The sequence below is a fragment of the Gaetbulibacter sp. PBL-D1 genome (genome assembly GCF_050509525.1).
Lineage (GTDB): Bacteria > Bacteroidota > Bacteroidia > Flavobacteriales > Flavobacteriaceae > Gaetbulibacter_B > Gaetbulibacter_B jejuensis.
Genome location: NZ_JBNWKB010000006.1, coordinates 44,622 through 67,478, shown reverse-complemented (window position 1 = coordinate 67,478; position 22,857 = coordinate 44,622). Strand labels below are relative to the sequence as shown.

General features: G+C 32.8%; 17 protein-coding genes. 8 read left to right on the top strand and 9 right to left on the bottom strand.

All coding sequences use genetic code 11. The annotated features are described in order from the left end of the window. From cas9 to ACQ0RB_RS06515, 3 genes are all read right to left on the bottom strand, one after another. On the bottom strand, positions 1-4,416 hold the full coding sequence (gene cas9, locus ACQ0RB_RS06525) for a type II CRISPR RNA-guided endonuclease Cas9 (RefSeq protein WP_430497343.1): 4,416 nt from the start codon (positions 4,414-4,416) through the stop codon (positions 1-3). Positions 4,417-5,251: 835 nt separating this feature from the next. Beyond that, positions 5,252-5,998 carry a hypothetical protein gene (locus tag ACQ0RB_RS06520; RefSeq protein WP_430497342.1) on the bottom strand — a complete coding sequence of 249 codons (747 nt, stop codon included), beginning with the start codon at positions 5,996-5,998 and terminating at the stop codon, positions 5,252-5,254. A 183-nt stretch (positions 5,999-6,181) separates the two neighbouring features. After that, positions 6,182-9,604, bottom strand: a complete 3,423-nt coding sequence (locus ACQ0RB_RS06515; RefSeq protein ID WP_430497340.1) for a methylmalonyl-CoA mutase family protein — start codon at positions 9,602-9,604, stop codon at positions 6,182-6,184. A 498-nt stretch (positions 9,605-10,102) separates the two neighbouring features. Here ACQ0RB_RS06515 and ACQ0RB_RS06510 point away from each other — a divergent pair, with 498 nt between their 5' ends. The 4 genes from ACQ0RB_RS06510 (at position 10,103) to ACQ0RB_RS06495 (ending at position 13,498) form a co-directional block, all read left to right on the top strand. Next, on the top strand, positions 10,103-11,410 hold the full coding sequence (locus tag ACQ0RB_RS06510) for an ATP-binding protein (protein WP_430497338.1): 1,308 nt from the start codon (positions 10,103-10,105) through the stop codon (positions 11,408-11,410). After that, on the top strand, positions 11,403-11,792 hold the full coding sequence (locus ACQ0RB_RS06505; protein ID WP_129761587.1) for a response regulator: 390 nt from the start codon (positions 11,403-11,405) through the stop codon (positions 11,790-11,792). Before ACQ0RB_RS06510 ends, ACQ0RB_RS06505 begins: the two co-directional genes overlap by 8 nt. 67 nt (positions 11,793-11,859) lie before the next feature. Beyond that, complete coding sequence (purU, locus tag ACQ0RB_RS06500) at positions 11,860-12,714, top strand: formyltetrahydrofolate deformylase (RefSeq protein WP_430497335.1); 855 nt, start codon at positions 11,860-11,862, stop codon at positions 12,712-12,714. A gap of 79 nt (positions 12,715-12,793) precedes the next feature. Then, on the top strand, positions 12,794-13,498 hold the full coding sequence (locus tag ACQ0RB_RS06495) for a DUF4197 domain-containing protein (protein ID WP_430497334.1): 705 nt from the start codon (positions 12,794-12,796) through the stop codon (positions 13,496-13,498). A gap of 16 nt (positions 13,499-13,514) precedes the next feature. On the opposite strand, the gene ACQ0RB_RS06490 is transcribed toward ACQ0RB_RS06495, so the two are convergent. Beyond that, positions 13,515-14,021: a hypothetical protein gene (locus ACQ0RB_RS06490; RefSeq protein WP_129761584.1), complete on the bottom strand. Its 507-nt coding sequence runs from the start codon at positions 14,019-14,021 to the stop codon at positions 13,515-13,517. 257 nt (positions 14,022-14,278) lie between these two features. Between ACQ0RB_RS06490 and ACQ0RB_RS06485 the strand changes: the two genes are divergently transcribed. The 4 genes from ACQ0RB_RS06485 (at position 14,279) to ACQ0RB_RS06470 (ending at position 18,812) form a co-directional block, all read left to right on the top strand. Further along, positions 14,279-14,455: a Lacal_2735 family protein gene (locus ACQ0RB_RS06485; RefSeq protein ID WP_129761583.1), complete on the top strand. Its 177-nt coding sequence runs from the start codon at positions 14,279-14,281 to the stop codon at positions 14,453-14,455. Between the two features lie 202 nt (positions 14,456-14,657). Beyond that, a complete protein-coding gene (locus ACQ0RB_RS06480) occupies positions 14,658-17,057 on the top strand; it encodes a TonB-dependent receptor (RefSeq protein ID WP_430497331.1) in 2,400 nt (799 codons plus the stop codon). Between the two features lie 10 nt (positions 17,058-17,067). Continuing rightward, a complete protein-coding gene (locus ACQ0RB_RS06475; RefSeq protein ID WP_430497329.1) occupies positions 17,068-18,426 on the top strand; it encodes a hypothetical protein in 1,359 nt (452 codons plus the stop codon). 158 nt (positions 18,427-18,584) lie between these two features. Beyond that, a complete protein-coding gene (locus ACQ0RB_RS06470) occupies positions 18,585-18,812 on the top strand; it encodes a Lacal_2735 family protein (protein ID WP_129761580.1) in 228 nt (75 codons plus the stop codon). Here the strand turns inward: ACQ0RB_RS06470 and ACQ0RB_RS06465 are convergent. The 5 genes from ACQ0RB_RS06465 to ACQ0RB_RS06445 all read right to left on the bottom strand — a co-directional run bounded on the left by ACQ0RB_RS06465 (position 18,781) and on the right by ACQ0RB_RS06445 (position 22,854). Beyond that, positions 18,781-19,575 (bottom strand): ABC transporter substrate-binding protein, encoded by a 795-nt coding sequence (locus ACQ0RB_RS06465; RefSeq protein ID WP_430497327.1) that lies wholly within the window; start codon positions 19,573-19,575, stop codon positions 18,781-18,783. The two genes, ACQ0RB_RS06470 and ACQ0RB_RS06465, sit on opposite strands and share 32 nt — an antisense overlap. 33 nt (positions 19,576-19,608) lie before the next feature. Next, on the bottom strand, positions 19,609-20,421 hold the full coding sequence (pyrF, locus tag ACQ0RB_RS06460) for an orotidine-5'-phosphate decarboxylase (protein ID WP_335974602.1): 813 nt from the start codon (positions 20,419-20,421) through the stop codon (positions 19,609-19,611). Between the two features lie 125 nt (positions 20,422-20,546). Then, positions 20,547-21,623, bottom strand: coding sequence for a peptide chain release factor 1 (gene prfA, locus ACQ0RB_RS06455; protein ID WP_134201093.1), 1,077 nt, complete (start codon positions 21,621-21,623; stop codon positions 20,547-20,549). A 77-nt stretch (positions 21,624-21,700) separates the two neighbouring features. Continuing rightward, entirely contained in the window at positions 21,701-22,399 is a 699-nt protein-coding gene (locus ACQ0RB_RS06450; protein ID WP_430497325.1) for a hypothetical protein, read from the bottom strand. A gap of 251 nt (positions 22,400-22,650) precedes the next feature. Continuing rightward, positions 22,651-22,854: a hypothetical protein gene (locus ACQ0RB_RS06445; protein ID WP_430497323.1), complete on the bottom strand. Its 204-nt coding sequence runs from the start codon at positions 22,852-22,854 to the stop codon at positions 22,651-22,653. Positions 22,855-22,857: the final 3 nt, after the last annotated feature.

The following is a 22,857-nucleotide window of genomic DNA, read 5'->3' as shown; positions in this document are numbered from 1 at the left end:
TCATGCTTTTGAAACATTTCCCAGTCTATCTATTTTCAGTTTAATGCAATGCATCTTTTCTTTTATTAATTCAATCTTGTTCAATTGAGTATATTCAATTTTATTAGCTATAGGTTTTGCTACATTAAAAGGAATAGCGTATAATCTTGAAGAAGTAAAACTTACTATTTTATAAATTCCCTTGATTTGCTCTTCTTTTAGATTATTAAAATCTACCAAACTTCTATTTTCTATTTCTTCTTCTGAAGGCACATAAACCAACTCATTGGGAGAAAGTGTAAACAGAAACTTCCCTTTTTCTGGTTTTGGCTGTATAGGAGTGCGTTGTTCTTTTGGCAAATTTGCTACTTGTTTTTGGTGGGCAATAACTTCATTTAACGGAACGGTATCAAAATTCCTTTTTTGCTTTTTATCATCCCAATACACAGCAAAAAACAAGTTTGTGCCTTTGGCTGCTTCAACATACTTTGAGGATTTGTTTCCGTTTTCACCTACTTGAAATTTACTACCAATTTCAAACATTTTAACCTTTTTAATAGGCTGATGTCTCTTTCCTTCATTTAATACAGTAATATTTTTATTCAAATCTTCAATACCTTCTTCACTAAATGCCAAATCATACAATAGGTTTCCTTTTTCATCCAGATATTTTTTTAAATGATTAGGCAAAATTACTTCTCTAATCCTTTCATCCGTTATTTTAGATAAATGTTTTTCATTCTTAATATCGGTTAATGAGCTTCTTACTGAAGTGGCAATTTTTCCTTTTGGAGTCTTAATACTGTAAAGTCCAGAAACAGTTTCTTTATGCAACGGTTTCCTAATAGCCCAATTGTCGCCTTGGGTTTGTTTGCGCAATTTTTTCTTTGGTTTACCATCTTTGCCTATATTCAACTTGCCTTTTTCATCTTTGTAGGACCAAAATTTATTATTTGTCTTATTAATTACCCTTGTATTTTGTTTAAAACTCACAATAGTCTTTTCTAATTCCGCTTTAGCTTCAACTGTAAAATGCTCCCAAGGCATACTAAAAGTTTTGGTATAATATCCTTTTTCGTTTTTAATCAGCAATTTATCACGTAAACCGTAGTTCTTTTTTTCGGCATTTAGTGCACTCAAATAATGAGTATGGTTTCTTGTACAGCAAGCTACCAACAAAGCATCGAGTGCATGATGTCGATGGTCAATTCGCTTTTTGCTAAATCCTTTGCTAATTTCATCAGGAACTTGAATACGGAACGCATTTATTTCTTTATCCCAAAAACCATAACTACTCGTATTGGTTAACTCATTTAGGCGTTTAAAACGAGACGCAATAATTTCGTTCCATTTATCATTTAATCCCCAATCCTGTTTGAGCTTTGAGGTTACTGCTCCTGTAACGGGAATCAATTTTTTTGAAGTGTCTTCTTGCTCATTGTCTTCTCTCAAAATATTACTTAAGAGGCCTTTTATCAATTTGCTTATGTAACGGCTATCGTTTAATTGTCTATTAATGAATCCTTCCGGAATATCTTCACTTAAAAGATTTTTGAGTTTTTGCGGATTGTTTTTAAAATATTTACCAATATGTGCTTCGAATTCTGGTAACGACAGTAATTTATGCCCATTAACAATGCTTCCTTTTTTCTCTTTTAAATATTCATAGGCAGTTTTATTATCCTTATCTTCATTCACTTCGCTTTCACAAATTACTTTATTCCCTAATGAATTATCAAAATATCGAGATTGTGGGATGATGTGTTCTATTTGGTATTCATGAGTAAACAGTTTACTTAAAGGAATTGGTTTTCCAGTATAAGGTGAAATATAACCCTGCTCCAACCATAACCTATAACGTTGAATCTCTTTTTGGGTAGGACTACTGTTTCTTTTTATTTTTTTGATTTCGTCCTCACTTACTTTGTCATATTTTACTTCTGGGTTTTGAGAAACACCTTCTTCATAGATTTTTAAAATTTCTTGTTGACTGGGAGAATACGACCTTACATCACCTTCAACTGATGGATCGTTCATTAATTCCTTTAAAATTTCCTTTATACGGTGGTTGGTATTTTCGTTTTCAGTATTTCTTTCAGATAATTTTTTTCGTTTTTCGGCAGGGTTTTTCAATTCACGCCCCAATTCTACATGTATTTCATTAAAGAAGTCTTTTACACCGTTTCCGTAATAACTCCAAATATCCCTAACAACGCGTAATGTTTCTGTTACTACTTGTTCAACTATTGGGTTGCGCAAGGAATGTTGCTTAAATTTCTTTAAATAATTGTCAATATCTGCAGGAGATTTCCATTGTTGGATATCCCCAACTTCTGAATGCCTTCCATACACCAAATAGGTAGCCTGATACGTATTTAATCCTGTTAAAGGATTTTTGCTTATAAAAGGAACAAAGCTTTTAATAAGTTGTTTGGGTATATCGTCATCACTCATTCTTATTATAGCTTCTGCCAATTCCTTTTCTGAATAATCTTCAGTTAGATTAAGCATATTCACACGCTCCATAATAGACTCTGCTCGTTCTTTTACATTATCTATAATAGCATTTTCGTTCCAGTATTTCCCCATTCGCATTAAGGGAACGAGTTTATCAAGTGCTTTCCGGGAATAGCTGCCATAATCACTTTTAAATGGAGGAAATTTGATAAAGCTTTCTATAAAAGACGCCTTATTTAAATGGTGCTTTTCTGCAAACTTTCCAAGAGCTTTTTCATATTCTTTTAAGTCTGAAACCGAATAGATAATATGCCACAACTGTTCTTCCCTGCTACAATAATGTTGTCCTATTTGCGTGTTTTCACTTAAAAAGGCCTCTGGTGAAGCTATGTCTTCAACTTTCTTTAATCTACTAATAAATTGTACCCTGGTTTCTGCCAAAGGATATTTTTTATCTTCAACATAATTCCATATATAATCCTCTTTTTGTTTCTTGTCTAATAAATTTTTCTTGACAAAGTAACCTATAAGATGCTTTTGCTCTATTTCTTTTTTAGCGTTTAAAAAATTGAATAAGCTCACCCAATCTTCTTCTGTAGGTAACAAGGTATGGGTAACATCTTCTAATTTTCCATTAACAACATTAGCCTTGTTGTATATTTTAAGATTTTGTAACCATTGCCATATCCTAAATTCCTGATACAACGGATGCGATTTTGAAATCGCCCTAACAGGTTCTTTTACTATTTCCAGTTTTCCAGTTTCAGTATGCCTTTTTTTGTAAACCCTAATCTCAAATTGACACCCTGAAATGTTGGATTTTTGACTTTTTAGTGGTCTTTGGTAAAAGATAATATCATCAGTAAGCAAATACTCAAATCCTTTGTCTTTTATATTATTTTGATGAGCTTCATTCCTTGGGTACAATTCTTCAACACAAGCGTTATATAATTCTTTGGTAAAAAGCTCTGGTTGCAATTCAATTTGTTTGGAAAGAATTCGTTTAAATTCGTCTTTGTAAAATTTACGTTCAATGGTTTTTACCAGTTTTCCCCTTATTTTTTGAGTAGGATTTTTAAGTAACGATTCATAAATATACTCCCCAACAGTTTTACCAGATTTCTCTATATCTTGCTCTGTTTTGGTCTTAATGGCAATCCAGTCTTTTTCCGAATCTACAGCTTTATAGGAATATTTTGTTTCCCCATTTTTTAAAGTTGAAATAGTTACAATAAATTCTTTTGTTCTACCTATCCAATCTTCTGTTTTTGTTACTTGTCTATCATATGGCCATCCATTTTCAAAAACAACATTATAAAGCGGCTTTCCTTTAACATTTTCACCCGAATCTATAACATCTTTAACTTTTAGCTGTACAAACTGTTTGTTTTTGTCATCATCAATGTCTTCTCCGCGTAATTGATAGTAGCCTCGCTTTTGATTAAAATTGAGAATCACCCAAGCTAATTCTTCTTTTGTAATTTTTTTTAGAAGTGCTTTTTTTCGCAAATAATATAAAGTCCAATCGTATGGTATTTTTATATCTTGTCCGAGCATTTTAAAATCTTCTACCATTTCATTAAAAGACGCCTGAAAAATGAAATGATATTTATCTTCTTCATCTTTACGATATACCAATTTAGGCTCTTTACCTGTTTTAAATTGTCCTAACCTTTTTGTAAAATCAATGTCCTTACTATAATGCTCTGGTAAAAAATCAAGAATGTTTAACACTCTGTGTAAACGTTCTCTTCGTAAATTATCTCTTTGGTATAAGCGCCTAACACCCCTATATCCCGTTCTTTCAGCAGTTTGAGAATGAGATTGTCCAGAATCAAACTTCCCTAATACATCTTGGCTCATTGGAATAATCCTTACTCCCAAACCTTCGATAGTTCCCTCTTTTTTTTCAAAGTCGTGTTCTATTAAGCTCCATCCAATTGAGTTGGTTCCTAAATCCAATCCTAATACTCTTTTCATTTATAAAATACTTTTTAATAAAATTACTTTTTTAACTTTTATACGCATTACGGAAATCCTTAATAGCAATATCCAAAACTTTCCTTATCTTTATAATCTGAAAGCAATTCACAATAAGGATTATTCCGTTGTGAAAACATTCAAGGTGGTACTTTAATTAGTATCGCCTTTTTTATTTAAATGTTTATCGAGCAACCATTTATCAAATAAACATCATGCGAACTAAAACATTTAAGCCGCCTCGACTTCTAATTCATTGAGTCTTTATACCAAATGCTTCTGAAGCTTCAAACCATCTACACAATATACACTAGAGTCTAACAATAAAAACCCTCTACCCATTACCAACTAAAGATCAGAGTTAAAATGCTATCAATTTTTTTAGGGAAGTACAGTAAAAATAGAAAAAAATCAAAACATTACTAGCAAAAACAAGAATCAAGTCACTTCGAGTGATTTGGTATCACAGCAGTGATAGCAAATAGTATAGAGAAGCGTATCCAAATAACACAAAAGCTTCGAATTCAGGGACGAGCGTTTAAAAATGATCCAGTGAATCATTTTAGCGAAGGAGCCAGCCGGTGGGTGGGCATACCCGCAAAGTTTTGGGTGTGGTTCGCGTAAAGCGAAATGCCTACCGACAAAGGACTTTTTGGTTCGTTTTTGGTTCGTTTTTGGTTCCTCAAAAATGAACATATAACCAAACATCATCTTTCACCTTATTTCAACTTTCAACCCAATTGTCACACTGAGCCTGTCGAAGTGCCTTTTAAATCACTAAATACCAACTTATCCCTCATGCCTAACACCGCTTTTCAACTTTCAACCCTAATACTCACCACTCACACCCAACAACCTCAATACCAAAAGCACCACCACCAGACAACAAATACCCCTCACCATTAACATCCTGATAAAACCCAACACGAGCAACAGCAAACAACATACCATCACCAGTAGGCAACCCAGAAACCACAACAGAAAAACTTGTGCCAATAAAATCACGCTCAACAACCAAAGGCGTTTCAATAACCTGAGTATAAGTGTTCGTTTCAAAATCAAATCGTATAACACCTACCAACACCTCCATATAGCTAGCATCCTCAGGAAACCCAGCCATAGCAGTACTAAAATCGTTAACGCTAAACGTTAAAGTATCCCAATCAAACCCATAACGACAAGGCAATAAACGCGATCGTTTAGGCGTAAACTCAAAACCTTTTAACAACTGTTTCCCATGCTCTGAAGTAATACCAACAGCAACTTCTCGCTTTCCACGTACCGAAACAGAATCACAATCCTTAATCTTTAAAAACAACTGCATCAACCTACTATGCAATGTGCCATCTTTATACCCAATCAAAAAAGGGCGTATCGCTTGCTTAAAAACCTTATTCACTTGAGAGCAGCCTGCAAACTCACTATTACTTTCCCTTACACGTACCATATTAGCACCTGTTTTAATTGCCTTTCTAGTAAAACCTCCTCCAGCTACACGTGCCGTAGGAACACCTTTTCTGTAGTAAAAATTAATACCTCCCAGAGTACCTTCAAAAAATATAACTCCTCGTTGTTTTGCCATAATATCAATATTAATCCAACTCTTAAAAGGGTTAATTTAATGAAAAACAAGTATATAAGTCAAATTTAAACCATATTTATACCAACTATATGCCGACTTTATACCGACTTAAATCTAGGTTAACTCCATAAAAAATCCCGAGCAAACACTCGGGATTCTTATAGCTTAAGGTGTAAAAACACACTACATATTACGTCTATACTGTCCGCCTACTTCAAATAAAGCTTCAGTAATTTGCCCTAAAGAACATACTTTACAAACATCCATTAAGGCTTCAAAAATGTTTTCGTTATTAATCGCTTTATGCTGAAGCGCTTTTAGCAACGCCTTAGTATCATTACTCTTATGTAAATTCTCAAGGGTTTGTATTTGGTATTGCTTCTCCTCTTCTGTTGCTCTTATAACTTCAGCAGGTTGTACCGTTGGCGATCCTTTACTACTCAAGAAGGTGTTTACTCCAATAATTGGAAAATCACCATTGTGCTTTAAAGTTTCATAATACAAGCTTTCCTCCTGAATTTTACTACGTTGGTACATGGTTTCCATAGCACCAAGTACACCACCACGTTCTGTAATTCTATCAAACTCTAGTAATACCGCTTCTTCAACCAAATCGGTAAGCTCTTCTATAATAAACGATCCTTGTATTGGGTTTTCGTTTTTAGCAAGTCCTAACTCCTTATTAATAATCAACTGAATAGCCATTGCTCTACGCACACTCTCTTCGGTTGGCGTAGTAATAGCCTCGTCATAAGCATTTGTGTGCAACGAGTTACAGTTATCATAAATAGCATACAAGGCTTGAAGTGTCGTACGAATATCGTTAAAGTCAATTTCTTGGGCATGCAAACTACGACCCGAAGTTTGTATATGGTATTTCAACATTTGTGCTCTTGGGTTGGCACCATACTTATGCTTTAAGGCTTTTGCCCAAATTTTACGTGCCACACGACCAATAACAGCATATTCAGGATCGATACCATTAGAGAAAAAGAACGATAAGTTTGGACCAAACTTATTAATATCCATACCTCTACTTAAATAATATTCCACGTAAGTAAAACCATTAGATAATGTCAATGCCAATTGCGTAATAGGATTGGCTCCTGCTTCTGCAATATGATATCCAGAAATAGACACCGAATAGAAGTTACGCACATTATTTTCAATAAAATACTCTTGTACGTCTCCCATTAAACGCAGTGCAAATTCCGTAGAGAAAATACACGTATTTTGCGCTTGATCTTCTTTTAAAATATCAGCTTGTACAGTACCACGAACTTGTGCAATGGTACGTGTTTTTATATCATTGTAAACATCCTGTGGTAATACTTGATCACCAGTAACGCCTAATAAAAACAAACCTAAACCATCATTTCCTTCTGGTAGCTCACCATTATACTTAGGACGCTCTACGCCTTTTTCCTTATATATTTTGGCAATTTTTGCCTCAACCTCTTTTTCTAGACCGTTTTCTTTGATGTAAAGCTCACATTGTTGGTCTATAGCAGCATTCATAAAGAAACCTAACAACATTGGTGCAGGACCATTAATAGTCATACTTACCGAAGTCATCACATCAGCTAGGTTAAAACCAGAGTAGAGTTTTTTTGCATCGTCTAAACAGCAAATAGATACACCTGCGTTTCCTATTTTACCATAAATATCAGGACGTAAGTCTGGATCGTTACCGTAAAGCGTTACACTATCAAAAGCTGTTGATAGTCGTTTTGCTGGCATACCTTGACTTACATAATGAAATCGTTTGTTGGTACGCTCTGGACCACCTTCTCCTGCAAACATACGCGCAGGATCTTCTCCTGTTCGTTTAAAAGGATACAATCCTGATGTATACGGAAATTCTCCAGGTACATTCTCTTGAAGTGTCCATCGTAAAATATCGCCCCAAGCTTGATACTTTGGTAAAGCAACTTTTGGAATTTGTGTATGTGATAAAGACTCGGTATGCGTGTCTATTTTAATTTCTTTGTCTCTTACTTTAAATGTGTAAACAGGATTCTTGTATTTGTTGACCTTCTCATTCCAACCTGTTATAACTTCCCAGTTGTAAGGATCTAAATTTAGTTTTACACGGTCAAATTCAGCAATTAAAAGCTTTATAAAATCATCATTGTCAGTCTGAGCTTGTCGAAGACTGTCACTATCTATACCATGCTTCGACAGGCTCAGCATGACACCTGTAACAGACTCTAAAGTCTTATAAATACCATATAGTTTTTGAGCGACCTCAACTTGCTCGTTAGCTGTTTTATCATACGCACGATTGTTTTCTGCAATCTCTGATAAGTAACGTGTTCTGTTTGGTGGAATTACAAAGATTTTCTCACTCATTTCTTTTGAAATTTCAAAAGTAGAGTTCAGGTCAGCATCAGTTTTTTCAACTAGCTTATCCATTATCGCTTTGTAAAGCGTGTTCATTCCTGGATCGTTAAACTGCGAAGCAATCGTTCCAAAAACAGGTAAATCATCCTGATTGGTATCCCACAATTGGTGGTTACGCATGTACTGTTTTTTCACATCGCGAAGCGCATCCAATGCACCTCGCTTATCAAATTTGTTAATTGCAACCAAGTCTGCAAAGTCTAACATATCAATTTTTTCCAGCTGTGTTGCTGCACCAAACTCTGGCGTCATCACATACAAGGACACATCGCTATGCTCTAAAATTTCGGTATCACTTTGCCCAATACCAGACGTTTCTAAAATAATGATATCGTAGTGCGCTGCTTTTAATACCTCAACAGCTTCGTTTACATATTTTGACAAGGCTAAATTAGATTGACGCGTTGCCAAACTACGCATGTATACACGTGGTGAATTAATAGCATTCATACGAATTCTATCACCTAAAAGTGCACCACCTGTTTTACGTTTTGATGGATCAACCGAAACAATACCTATGGTTTTTTCTGGGAAGTCAATTAAAAAACGACGCACCAACTCATCTACCAAACTAGATTTTCCGGCGCCACCAGTTCCTGTAATTCCTAATACAGGTGTTTTAGACGTTTTATTTTTCTCATGAATTTCGTCTAAAGCTTCTTTAGCTACTTCTGGGAAGTTTTCAGCAGACGAAATAACACGTGCAATAGCTTTTGGGTTTTTCTCTTCTAAAGTCGCTACTTCACCATTAAGCTGGTCTCCAATAGCAAAATCTGATTGCTGTACCAAATCGTTAATCATCCCTTGAAGTCCCATTTCACGACCATCATCAGGCGAATAGATTCTAGCAATCCCGTAATCCATCAATTCTTTAATTTCAGCAGGAAGAATTACTCCGCCGCCTCCGCCAAAAATTTTGATGTGTCCAGCTCCTTTTTCATTTAAAAGGTCGTACATATATTTAAAATACTCGTTATGCCCACCTTGATACGACGTTAATGCAATTGCATTTACATCTTCTTGTATAGCAGTATTTACAACTTCTTCTACACTACGGTCATGACCTAAATGAATAACCTCTACACCTGTTGCTTGTATAATTCGGCGCATGATATTTATGGATGCATCGTGCCCATCAAAAAGTGATGCTGCGGTTACGATACGTACTTTATGTTTTGGTTTGTATGGTGCGATTTGTTCCATTCGTAAAAATCTATCTTTTTAAGAGCTGCAATTTACGGATAATTCAAAAAAATTGCGATTTATAAAAGGATTTTTCAATAGCCCTAAAATTCAACTACATTTACTCATTTTAACTAAATAACTAAAAATCACTTGTTTATATTGTTTTAATTATCTACATTTAATTAAGTGGATTTAATTATTTAAGACTGTTTTGTATTAAGAAGCGCTACTCAAATGCATAGTATAATAAGAAAAAATCTTAGTGTTAGTTTATTCTTTTCCTATAAATTAACTGCCTTAGTCACCCTACTAGTCTCTCTAGTTAACATACTCTTTTGGCTTAACCATGACTTTAAAAATATTTTTTCGGGCTATACTATAAATCCTAATGCGACAATGAAAGTTATAACCAGTATTAGCTTTCTAATACTTGGAACTATTTATTTCATTAAAAAAAGGTATCTAATAAAAATTCTAATTTTTTCAGGCCTATTTATCCAACTCATTCAACTTTCTTTGATATACTTTGATTTTGTAGATCCTATTGATTGGAAACTAAGCTCAACAATTACTGTTATAATGTTTGTCTTAGCCTTTTTAGCTTTATATTTCATAAAGGTCAGAAGGTTTAAAGTTGTGTTTTTAATGGTAAATGGATTGTTATATATACTTTCCTCTTTTGCCGTCTTTTATTATTTGTTAGACATGCAAGAGCTTAATGCTATTAGCGGTTTTGAAACTTTAAGTTGGAATACGGCTATGATATTTTTTATGAATTCCATATCACTTTTTGAATTAAAATTAATAAAGAGAATAAGCCCTATTAAGTTAGACCAAATTACATCTAAAAACACGCATCCTTATAATTATTTTCCATACTTCTTTTTAATACCAATACTATTTATAGTAATAACATCTGCATTAGCTTACCATAATATTATTACAGTAATACAAGCTGCCTTTTTTATAATATTATTTCTGAACACGTCCTCCTTTATAAATATGTTTTTTTACTCATATAATTTTATCATATTTTATATAGAAATAACAAAAAAATCCTCCAAATTAAGAAACAACAACAGAAAGTTAAATGCCATGAATGCAGAGCTTGTAGAGCTCAATCAAAAATTAAAGAAGAAAAACTCTTATCTAGAAGACTTTGCTACACTTACTTCTCATAATTTAAGAGAACCTATTATAGCTTTAGAAGAACTCCAAAAAGTATCGGAACAAATAACTTCAGACGAAGGTTTTACTAACGAAGAAGTACAAACTATGTTCAACACTTCTATCCAAAGACTTAATCAAGGTATAAACTCTTTGGTGCAATATCACAATTTTATTAAAAATGAAGATTTAATTGAAGACAAAAAGATATCCATAAAGGCTGGTATAGAATATATTTATTCCAATTTAGAAAAATCCATACCCAAAAATACATCCTTAACTATTTCCATAAAAGACGATGTTATTTTATCTAAAAATTGTATCGATACTGTGTTTAGAAATTTATTGAGCAATTCCTTTAAATACAAGCGAGAGAATGTTGATTTAAAAATCACAATTTCAGCCTACAAAGTAAATAACACATACAATATTCTATACAAGGACAACGGATCTGGTATTAACTTAATTTTCTTCAAAAAACATTTATTTAGAAAACGAAAAAGGTTTCATAAAAGAAGTCATAACTCGAATGGCTATGGACTTTACTTTACAGAGCTTTGTATTAAAAAGTTAAACGGTAAAATGGATATATTTAGCACACCTAGCAAAGGCACTGCTTTTAGAATTAAAATAAAACTTCCCCATTTATATGAATAAAACAGCAATCATTGATGACAACATGATTTTTAGGAAAGTAACAAAGGTGCTCTTACTAAAAACAGGTATTAAAGAAGAAAATATTCTACTATTTGATAATGGAAAAGAAATGTTTGATTTTATGGAAAATCAATCGGAAGACATACATTTTCTACCTGAAATAATTTTTTTAGACCTAAACATGCCTGTAATGGACGGATGGGATTTTTTGAGCGCTCTTAAAGCTTTTAGACAAAAATACAATTACAATCCTAAAATCTACATTTTAACTTCATCCGTTGATGATAAAGACTATCAAGAAGTGATTAAAATTACATCTGTTGAAGATTATCTTATAAAACCTATAGATCAAAATACCCTAACAAAAATCTATCATAAATAATTTTTCTTAAAAACTACCCTAACTCCCTATTTTATTTAACTTTATCTATTGAACCAACACTGTTTTCATGGATAAAATAACATTATTGATCCACTGTAAGGACCAACCTAATATTATCGCCTCAGTTTCTAATTTTATAGCTAATAATAGAGGAAACATCGTTTATTTAGATCAGCATGTAGATAGAGAACAAGACATCTTTTTTATGCGTTTGGAATGTGAATTTTCTTCAAGTTCATTCTCTTTAGAAGATTTTAAAATGGATTTCAAAAATGGTCTTGTAAAAACATTTCATCTAAAGTGGAGAATCTACTCTTCAGAAAAGAAACCAAAAATGGCTGTTTTTGTTTCTAAATATGACCATTGTCTGTATGACATTTTAGGTCGTTATAATTCTGGTGAATTAAATTTAGAAATTCCTTTCCTCCTCAGTAACCATAAGGATTTAAAACCGATTGCAGATAATTTTAAAATTCCGTTTTACCATGTCCCTGTAACTAGAAATAACAAAGCAGAAGCTGAAAAGAAACAACTAGCATTATTAGAATCTCATGATGTAGATTTTGTTGTTTTAGCTAGATACATGCAAATTGTGTCTAGCACAATTATTGATAAGTATCCTAATAAAATTATTAATATTCATCATTCTTTTTTACCTGTTTTTGTTGGCGCAAAACCATACCATTCAGCATTTAAGCGTGGTGTAAAAATTATAGGTGCTACAAGTCATTACATTACAGAAGAATTAGATGCTGGTCCAATTATAGCACAAGATGTTGCTCACATATCCCACACCTACACTATAAACGATCTAATAGCAAAAGGGCGTGATTTAGAAAAAATAGTACTTTCTAATGCTATAAAACTTCACGCTAATAGAAAGGTAATGGTTTTCAATAATAAGACTGTTATTTTTTCTTGATGCAGATTTTTAGCGTTTTAAAACTATACTTGTTTAATCAATTGAGTTATCTTTGATTACTCAAAAATCATTATATATCATGAAGAAAATATTCTTACTACTTACTGTTTTCTCACTTATTTCTTGTGCTGAATTGCAAGATGTTGTTAACCAATTACCACAATCTGGTGGAGTTTTAAGTAATGCTGATATTGCATCTGGACTGAGACAAGCTTTAGATCTTGGTATAGACAAACAAGTTACAAAACTGACACAAACCGATGGCTTTTATAAAAATGAACTCGTAAAAATCTTGCTTCCTGAAGAACTTCAAAAAGTAGACAAAGGACTTCGTGATATAGGACTTGGTAATCTTGCTGACGAAGGTTTAAAAGTATTAAATAGAGCTGCCGAAGATGCCGTAAAAGAAGCTACTCCTATTTTTGTTAACGCTGTTAAAGGTATCACTTTTGATGATGCAAAAAATATTCTCTTAGGTGAGGATAACGCAGCAACTCAATATTTAACCTCTAAAACGCAAACCGAACTTTACGACAAATTTCACCCTGTTATAAATAATTCATTTGCTAAAGTTGGTGCAGATCAAATTTGGTCTAACCTTATTAATAAATATAACGCCATACCTTTTACAAATGACGTTAACCCAGACTTAACGGATTATGTAACCCAAGAAGCTTTAAGTGGCGTATACACTATGATTGCTGTTGAAGAAAAGGAAATCAGAAATAAAGTGTCATCACGTACTACTGATTTGCTTAAAAAAGTATTCGCTTTACAAGACTAAGCAATTCTTAAAGCACTTATTTTACCTTTTTATACAAACCATCAAAAGCAACGGTTACTGAATTGTCATTGGTAATAGTTTCCCATAATTGCCTAACGGTTCCGTCGTCATTAGCAGTCCAAGTCACTCGATGGTAATAAGGTTGACCAGCTTTGTTTGTAGCAACATCCGATTTTAAAATCATTTGATTTCCTACCCTATTCCCTTTTAAGTGCAAACTCTGTCCTTGGTTATCAATCCAAAGTTGTTCCCATTGTTTGGTTGTAGTGTTATAAAAGTTATTGCTAGTACCTGTATACCCTTTTGTTGCACTTGTCCAGTTTTCTCGTAAAATACAATTGTCTTGTATTTTATCTATAACATTTGTGCCTGCAGGTGTTCCATCAGGTTTTATCACTTCCCAATTACCAATCCAAAAATCAAACTCTGTATGCTTTTCGGTACAGCAATTACACGCATTGTTTTGTGCGTTTATATAAACCGGAGAAAAGACAAGTATTAAAAAAAGCAGTAGTTGTTTCATAGTGAGAGTTTTAGTTCTTTTAAATTTATTAAATGATTCTTAATCCAAACCTAATATTAACATAACATTAGTCTTTAGATTAAGCCGCATCTTTGCAGTGTTAGCAAAAGAGAATATCCTTCACTAAAATTAAATTAGAAAAGTTAGTTTGAAAAATCGACCTGCTCCTAGGGTCGATTTTTTTTATTAACAATTTTAAGTTTTAAGTTGCCGAATAATTTTTTTTTGAATATATTTAACACTCTAAAGCTGTAGGAATGAAAGATTTATCCAAAATAAAAAAGCACCAGCTAAAGTTGCAAATTCGCTACAAGCAACTTATTGAACAAGCCTACAATTTACGTCAAACAGATTCTGCAACCAGTGACATTTCTGAATATAGAGCTATAAAATTACTTGATAAGCTCAATAAGTTGAAATATTTAAACAGATAATTCACTCCCACTTTTTACTATACTTATAAAAACATTAATTTTATAAGAACTCCCTATTTTATACTATCTATAATTAACAAATCAACTAATAAATAGTTAAAAAAATTACAGATACAAAAATCAATTATTATTTTTAGTTTTTATTTGGATTAATTCTAAATAGACTTAACTTTGCAGCGTTTTAACGCCTCAAACATAATAAATGACTCGTTTTTTTAGCTTTGTTTTCTTTTTATTTTCTGCTATAGTATACTCTCAAACCAGCACTATTACTGGCACAATAACTTTAAAAAATGGCGCTCCAGTAATTAATGCACATGTATATATAAAACAACTCAATAAGTTTAGCACCACAAATGATAATGGAGCTTTTGAATTTAGAAAAGTTCCTTATGGAGTTCATAAAATAGAAGTAACATCAATAGAGATTACAGACACAACATTTACAATTGAAGTAAACACCAAAAATAAAATTGTAAATTATACTGTAGAATCAAGTAAAGACGTAGAACTTTCAGAAGTTCTAGTTGTTGGTAAATCCAAAGAAAAAATTGTTGAGACACAAGGATTTGCTGTTGACGTAATTAAAACTAAAGAAGCTGGTATTAGAAACATACAAACAAACGAGCTTCTTAATCAAACCGTAGGTGTTAGAATACGACAAAATGGAGGTTTAGGTTCTGCTGTTAACTACAATATAAATGGATTGTCAGGTAATGCTGTACGTATTTTTATAGATGGTATTCCAATTTCAACCTACGGTTCTTCATTTGACTTAAATAGTATTCCTCCTTCTATCATTGAGCGAATTGAAGTTTATAAAGGTGTTGTACCAGGACATTTATCAAATGACGCATTAGGTGGAGCAATAAACGTTGTTCTAAAAAACAGTGTGAAAAATAGTTTGACCGCTTCAGCTTCTTATGGCTCGTTCAATACATCACAACTAAATTTCAACGGACTTTATCGTTTTAAAAATTCGGGCTTTACTATCAAAGCTTCTGGGTTTTTTAATTATTCAGATAATGATTATGAAGTTTGGGGATCAAATGTATACAACATACAACCCAATGGACAATTACAGTATGTTCGTGCCAAACGTTTTAATGATGCCTTTAGATCTTATGGCGGAATTATTGAAGCAGGTTTTACTGATGTTAAATGGGCTGATAAATTCTTAATTGGTTTTACAGGTTCAGACTCTTACAACGAAATACAACATGGTGCTTTTATGACCATTCCTTACAAAGGTCGTTTTACTGAAGCTGATGCAAGCATCGTAAGCTTAACATATTCTAAAAAAGACATCTTAACTAAAGGCTTAGACTTTAACTTACATGGACTTTATGGAGAACGAAATCGAGTTATCAATGACACCGTAAAATGGAACTATAATTGGTATGGCGAAAAAAGCTTAGACCTGAATGGTCAACCTATTTTAAGACCTCAAGGCGCTCAACAAGGCGAGCCAACTATTGCAAACATTAATAGAAAGGTTTCCTCTATACGAACTGGTCTTTCCTATAGTTTAAATAAAAACCATAAGTTTTTATTAAACCACCTATTCTCAGCTGTAGATAGAAAGGATGATGATGAAATACGCTCTGTTCTAGAAAGAAGGTTTATGGGTACTCGTTATTTACACAAAAATATAACCTCATTGAGTTATGAACTTAATGCATTCAACAACAAGCTAAAAGCTTCTGTTTTTGGAAAAAACTATCAACAACATATTGAAAGAACAAACCCAACAGTTGAAACTATTGATGACGAACCAACTTATGTTGAAGATGTTGTAAGTAACAACACCAGCATTCAAGGTTATGGTGTCGCTACATCCTACCAAATATCACCTTTAATTACAATTTTAGCTTCAGCAGAAAAGGCTGTACGACTCCCAACCGAAAACGAAGTATTTGGTGATGCTGGAGATAACATTATTGAAAACCCAAACATAAGACCTGAAACAAGCAACAATATTAACTTAGGCTTAAAACTTGGGACATTCACCATAAAAAAACACGACTTATCATTAGCTTCCAATGTATTTTACAGAAACATTAAAGATAGAATTGGCACACAAGTACAAACATCATTAAATAGCAATGTTCAAGTTTTACCTTTTGAAAATCAAGGTGATGTTATTTCAAAAGGAATAGATGCCGAGTTAAACTATATATACAACAACAATTTAAGAATAGTACTAAACGCTTCAAAATTAGATCTTACTTATAAGAATCAATTTAACGAACGAAAAGTACCAAACGAGCCAACATTTACAATTAACACAAACGCTCAGTACCAATTTAAAAACATTCTTCAAGAAAAAGCTGAGCTAAATGTATTTTACAATTTCATGTTTGTTGACACCTTTAATTACTTGCTAGAACCTTACGGAAACAATGCTGGAACAGATTTTTTTGATGTTCCTCAGCAATTTATTCATGATGCAGGAGTAAGCTACATGTTTCCAAGTAAAAAGGTAGTATTAAGCTTAGATATGAAAAACATATTCAACAAAAGAGCTTTTGACAATTTTGCAGTTCAAAAACCAGGAAGAGCCTTTTACATAAAATTAAATTATACAATCAATAACCTTTAATATATATACAATGAAAAGAAATAGCTTTAAACTTTTAACTTTTGCAGTAGCATTAAGTACGTTATTTTTCACGACTAGCTGTAGTAGTGACGATGATAATGGTGGCACTCCAGATGGTTCAGGTCAAACTGAAGACAGATGGATTACTGTTGCTGGAGCCATAATGGGAACAGATGATGGAACTCCAGGAGATGGTAATGGAGGTACTTTGGTATACTCTATAAGCAAACAAGATGCACAAGACCCAAATAAAACATTTGATGTTTTTGAAAACGGATATTTAGTTCAATCTGCTAGAACTGCACGTTTACAATCTTCAGTTGATGGTTCTACTTTTTTCAATATTGCTTATGGTGGTAGCAATGGTGGTGAGTTCCAAAAATATGTTGTTGGTGGCGGACAAGACTTTAGTCCTATTGGTGGTACTGTAAATATTTCACAATATGCAGGGACAAACCCAAGATGGGCAAAACTTTTTGATGGAGATCAAACAGGTGTTGCTGTTAATGTTACTTCACCACAAGTAAATTCAGACAATGATGGTAACTACCTATACACAAGAGGTACTGCAACTGTATTATCTTTAGATCTAGTTAACGCTTTAATCTCAGAAACTAAGTCTTATGAAATTCCTCTTTCTGCGGAAGAAGAAGCTTTAGGTCATTACATTTTTAGATTAGATTCACCAGTATTAAATGCAGCAGGCGACAAATTGATTATTGGTACTTGGATGCGTAAAACTAATCCTGAAACAGGAAATAGCGAATCAGATTATGAACGTTTAGGCTCTAAGTCAATTGTTGTTGATTATCCTTCTTTAGATAACCCAACAATTATTACTTCTACTGTAGGTTATGGAGATACTAGTGGGTACAGAAGTTTTAATGCTTTTGTTGCTGAAGATGGAAACGTTTACCAAGCGACTCAAAGAGATTCTGGAGGTTCTCACATTTTAAAAATAAACCAAAACAATGAGTATGATAACACATTTGTTTTCAGTCTTGACACTGCTTTAGGTGTAACTGGATCATATATTCAAAACTGGAGATATGCTGGAAATGGAATTGCTTTTGTTCATTATACTCATGATGGAGCACAAACATCATCACTTTCAAATCAACAACAAAGCTATTTAGCTCGTGTAGATTTGAACTCTGCAACCGCTCAACAAGTAGATTTACCTTACCATGTAGACTTATACGCTTTTCAATATCAAGGTTTTGTAGTTGATGGTAATGATGTGTATGTAACAGTTGCTCCTGTAGGTCAAGATGGAAACATCTACATCATCAATAGTATTACTGGTGAAGTAACTGAAGGTGCAAAACTAATTAACAAACCAGGAAATCACTTTATTGGTGCTTTCTAAAATTATTGCTTTTTAGCCTTAAAAAAATCCGTAGATAAATTTCTCTACGGATTTTTTTATTCAATAATTTTTCGTTCTTAATTTATATTTCACAATTATTTAACCTTTACCGCTAGTCTAAAAGGCTCATTGACTCGTATTTATATAAAAACAAGTTTATGAACACACATTTTTGTAAAGTAGGAAGAATTAGACCAAACCTTGGGAAGGTTTTGAATCTAAAAGAATTAGAAAGTACGTATTTAAACTTTATTGAGGAAGCGTATAACGTTACCCAAACCGACTCTGGCTTGAGCGACTTTTTATACCATGAAGCTTCTAAACTCAAGAAAAGAATATTGAGCTTAAAACGTTCTAATTCAAATACGCTTGATGCAGCTTTTTAAAGTAATCAAAAGCTTTAATGAGTCTTGAACCATACCACGAAAACAGTTCACCATCTACCAAAATCACTTTAATATTTGGGTACGATGCTTGGATAGCTATGGCATCACTTTCCTTAAAAGGATAAGGCTCTGTAGATAAAAAAACATATTCTACATCCTTAAACTTTTCATCTTTCAAATCCACTTCAGGATAACGCTGTAACGCGCCAAAAACATTATCAAAATTATTTATTGAAAGCATATAATCAATAAACGTTTGTTGTGCAGCTACCATCCAAGGGTTTTTCCAGATTAAATAAGCTACTTTAGGTTTAGGTTTATTATTTATAGTATTTAAAAAATCTGCTTTTTTTGTAGTTATCGTTTTAACCAATTCTTGTGCTTTTTGTTCTACAGCAAACAATTCACCATACATTATAATTAGCGCTAAGCAATCATCAATAGTGTAAATATCGCTTATGTGCACTTGAGCAACTATTGAACAGTTCTCAACAATATCTTGGGTATTTTCTTCTTTGTTACAAAGAATTATATCTGGTTTAAGCGCTTCTATTTTATCAATATGAACTTGTTTTGTTCCTCCTACTACAGCAACATTAGTTTTTATATGTTGAGGATGCACGCAAAACTTAGTAACACCTACAAGAGATGCTTCCAACCCTAAATCGCAAATTAACTCAGTAAGACTTGGCACCAAAGAAACTATTCGCTTTGGTACTGTATTAAACTGAAGTGCTCTATTGAGTTGGTCTTTATACATCATGATAAGATACTTAAATTAGAAATAAACTAACTTCTAATTTAAGATACTCTCCATTTGTTCTTGAAGTTCTTTAGCTTTTGCAGCAGAAGCCTGAGCAAAATCTTCTCCATTAGACGCATATATGATCCCTCGTGAAGAGTTTATAAGCAAACCTACATTGTTGGTCATTCCATAGTTACAAACCTCTTGTAAGCTTCCGCCTTGAGCACCAACTCCTGGCACTAAAAGAAAACTCTCAGGAATAATCTTGCGTATTTCAGCTAAATATTCAGCTTTTGTAGCACCAACCACATACATTAAGTTTTGGGAATTATTCCAAGTTTTTGAAGTTTCTAAAACATGTTTATATAACTCAACCTCATCAACCTTTTTGGTTTGAAAATCAAAAGCACCTGCATTAGAAGTTAACGCCAAAAGTATAGTGTGTTTATTTTCAAAAGCTAAAAATGGCTCCACAGAATCCTTTCCCATGTAAGGTGCTACGGTTACACTATCAAAAGCAAGGTCTTCAAAAAAAGCCTTAGCATACATGGTACTTGTATTACCAATATCACCACGTTTTGCATCAGCAATAGTAAAGATTTCAGGATGCTTTACGTTAAGATACATTATGGTTTTTTCAAGCGCTTTCCAACCTTTAAGTCCATAAGCCTCATAAAATGCTGTATTGGGTTTATAGGCAACACACAAATGGTGTGTAGCATCAATAATGGCTTTATTGAATGCAAAAATAGGATCTTCCTCTTGTAGTAAGTGTTGTGGTATTTTGTTTAAATCAACATCTAATCCTATACATAAAAAGGATTTCTTTTTTTTGATTTGCTCAGTGAGTTGGTGTGTTGTCATTTAAACTATTTTAATCATTATGCTCTTCAGCTCTAAATTTATTTTTAATGGATTCCGCATCGTAGTACGGAATGACAAAGCTATTTTAATTTTATAAAAAAAGCCTCAAAAAAAGAGGCTTGTTGTTATATGGTTTCGTCACTAGCTTTCAACTTTTCAGTGTTTTCAGCCAGCATTAATTCGTCTATTATTTTTTGGATATCTCCATTAACGATGTTCTGTAAATCGTAAAGTGTTAAACCAATTCTGTGGTCAGTAACACGTCCTTGTGGATAGTTGTAAGTTCTAATTTTAGCACTTCTATCTCCAGATGTTACCATACTACCACGTTTTGCTGCATCTTCTTCTTGCTTTTTCGCAAGCTCTAAGTCATACAAACGCGAACGTAATACTTTAAAGGCTTTTTCCTTGTTTTTGTGCTGTGACTTTTGGTCTTGACATTGCGCTACCAAGCCTGTTGGGATATGCGTTAAACGTACAGCTGAATAGGTAGTGTTTACCGATTGCCCTCCTGGTCCTGACGAACAGAAATAATCAATACGTACATCTTTTGGGTCTATCTCCACATCAAATTCTTCGGCTTCTGGGAATACCATAACCGTTGCAGCGCTTGTGTGTACTCTACCTTGTGTTTCGGTTTGTGGCACACGTTGCACACGATGTACACCTGCTTCAAATTTTAAAGTTCCGTAAACATCTTCACCAGACACTTCAAACTGGATTTCCTTAAACCCACCATTTGTTCCTTCGCTAAAATCAACAGTACTTACATTCCACCCTTTTCCTTCGCAGTATTTAGTATACATTCTAAATAAATCTCCTGCAAAAATACTAGCCTCATCTCCTCCAGTTCCTGCACGTAATTCAACCACAGCATTTTTAGCATCTTCAGGATCTTTTGGTATTAGTAAGAATTTAATTTCGTCTTCTAAAACAGGTATTCTTGCTTTAGCTTCATCATACTGCATTTTAGCCATTTCAACCATTTCTTGGTCACTTCCATCAGAAATGATTTCTTCAGCTTCAGTTATATTATTTACAAGCTCTTGATACTCATCACGCTTATCAACAAGCACTTTAAGATCTTTGTATTCTTTATTGAGAGCAACATAGCGTTTTTGGTCTGAAATAATATCAGGTTGAATGATTAGGTCACTAACCTCATCAAAACGCTGTTTTACTATTTGTAATTTATCTAACATTTATCTTCTTAAAATTGTGCCGCAAAAATACGATAATTTATGAATTTAAAATGTTTAAATCTGCTCGATATACATTGCTAGATAACTCTATCCTTTTCACTCACGCTTTTTGCTATATATTTTTTTGAATATATTATAGTAAAACAAAGTCCCATAGTATAGAAAAAACGCTCAAAGTAAGACAAATTATCATAACCAAGATAGTACCCAAAGGATGAAAATATGTCTGAAAAAAGAAACAAAGCTAAAAGAAATGCAAAATACTTAGCACCTTTAAAATCAGTACTATTATACCTAAAAGCTATAATCAGAACAATCATTAAACATAAACCATGAATATAAAACAATAGGCTTAGACCTGCTTCTAGATTTTGTTCAATAGAATCAATAAGTAATTTAATTATACCGAATCCTAAAAAAGACACAAATATATAAGACAACCAATCTAAGCGGGTTATTTTGACATTTCTCTGAAGCGGAATTACATGCCACATTAACACAACATAAAAGAGAAGTTTAAATATGTTAACCAAAAAAGAAAACACAATGTTTTCATAATATATAAGTGAAATATTGGCTAATAATGCCAATACAAATGCCAGAGATAGTTTAAAATTTAAGTAGCATTTGTTATACAAAAACACTACAAATAAAAGAAACACAACAATACAATTAGTTTCATCAAAATATTTTAATCCGAATTTATATATAGATAAAAAATTGAATAAAATTAAGATGATGGTAGCTATAAATACTCCTAAATTTGTTTTAAGCATTATAAAAATAGTATGAAAAAATTACTGTAACCTTTCTTACTTAAAAGAAACTTTAAACATACAACACTTACTCTTTTATCCAAGTGTTTTTTAATAAAAAAAATCTTTAAATTGTATTTACGCTGATTTATGAATCCTTAAATTTTAATATGCACTATTAGCTACGAATACTGCTTCAAAATATTTTTATTAAAAATACGTTTTCTTAGTATTATGCAGCAATTTGGAGCTATACTTTCTTTTTACAGACCTTATTTTATTTGGTCTTTTCTTGTTAATATTGGCATTACTATATTTAACCCACACATTGTTCCTGCTGTAATTACTAAACTCTTCCTTACTGTGTTTTTGTGGTATTTAGTTACCGAAACTAATGCTAGACGAAAGCTTATTTTCTTCAAAAACTTAGGTATTTCATCTTTTAAACTTTTCTCGTCCCTTTTTATAATAGACATATC

Coding starts and splice junctions, on each gene's coding strand:
- cas9 (WP_430497343.1), bottom strand. CDS start 4,416: ATGAAAAGAGTATTAGGATTGGATTTAGGAACCAACTCAATTGGATGG.
- ACQ0RB_RS06505 (WP_129761587.1), top strand. CDS start 11,403: ATGAATAAAACAGCAATCATTGATGACAACATGATTTTTAGGAAAGTA.
- ACQ0RB_RS06470 (WP_129761580.1), top strand. CDS start 18,585: ATGAACACACATTTTTGTAAAGTAGGAAGAATTAGACCAAACCTTGGG.
- ACQ0RB_RS06450 (WP_430497325.1), bottom strand. CDS start 22,399: ATGCTTAAAACAAATTTAGGAGTATTTATAGCTACCATCATCTTAATT.
- ACQ0RB_RS06465 (WP_430497327.1), bottom strand. CDS start 19,575: ATGATGTATAAAGACCAACTCAATAGAGCACTTCAGTTTAATACAGTA.
- prfA (WP_134201093.1), bottom strand. CDS start 21,623: ATGTTAGATAAATTACAAATAGTAAAACAGCGTTTTGATGAGGTTAGT.
- ACQ0RB_RS06485 (WP_129761583.1), top strand. CDS start 14,279: ATGAAAGATTTATCCAAAATAAAAAAGCACCAGCTAAAGTTGCAAATT.
- ACQ0RB_RS06445 (WP_430497323.1), bottom strand. CDS start 22,854: ATGTCTATTATAAAAAGGGACGAGAAAAGTTTAAAAGATGAAATACCT.
- ACQ0RB_RS06475 (WP_430497329.1), top strand. CDS start 17,068: ATGAAAAGAAATAGCTTTAAACTTTTAACTTTTGCAGTAGCATTAAGT.
- ACQ0RB_RS06490 (WP_129761584.1), bottom strand. CDS start 14,021: ATGAAACAACTACTGCTTTTTTTAATACTTGTCTTTTCTCCGGTTTAT.
- ACQ0RB_RS06480 (WP_430497331.1), top strand. CDS start 14,658: ATGACTCGTTTTTTTAGCTTTGTTTTCTTTTTATTTTCTGCTATAGTA.
- ACQ0RB_RS06520 (WP_430497342.1), bottom strand. CDS start 5,998: ATGGCAAAACAACGAGGAGTTATATTTTTTGAAGGTACTCTGGGAGGT.
- ACQ0RB_RS06495 (WP_430497334.1), top strand. CDS start 12,794: ATGAAGAAAATATTCTTACTACTTACTGTTTTCTCACTTATTTCTTGT.
- ACQ0RB_RS06515 (WP_430497340.1), bottom strand. CDS start 9,604: ATGGAACAAATCGCACCATACAAACCAAAACATAAAGTACGTATCGTA.
- purU (WP_430497335.1), top strand. CDS start 11,860: ATGGATAAAATAACATTATTGATCCACTGTAAGGACCAACCTAATATT.
- pyrF (WP_335974602.1), bottom strand. CDS start 20,421: ATGACAACACACCAACTCACTGAGCAAATCAAAAAAAAGAAATCCTTT.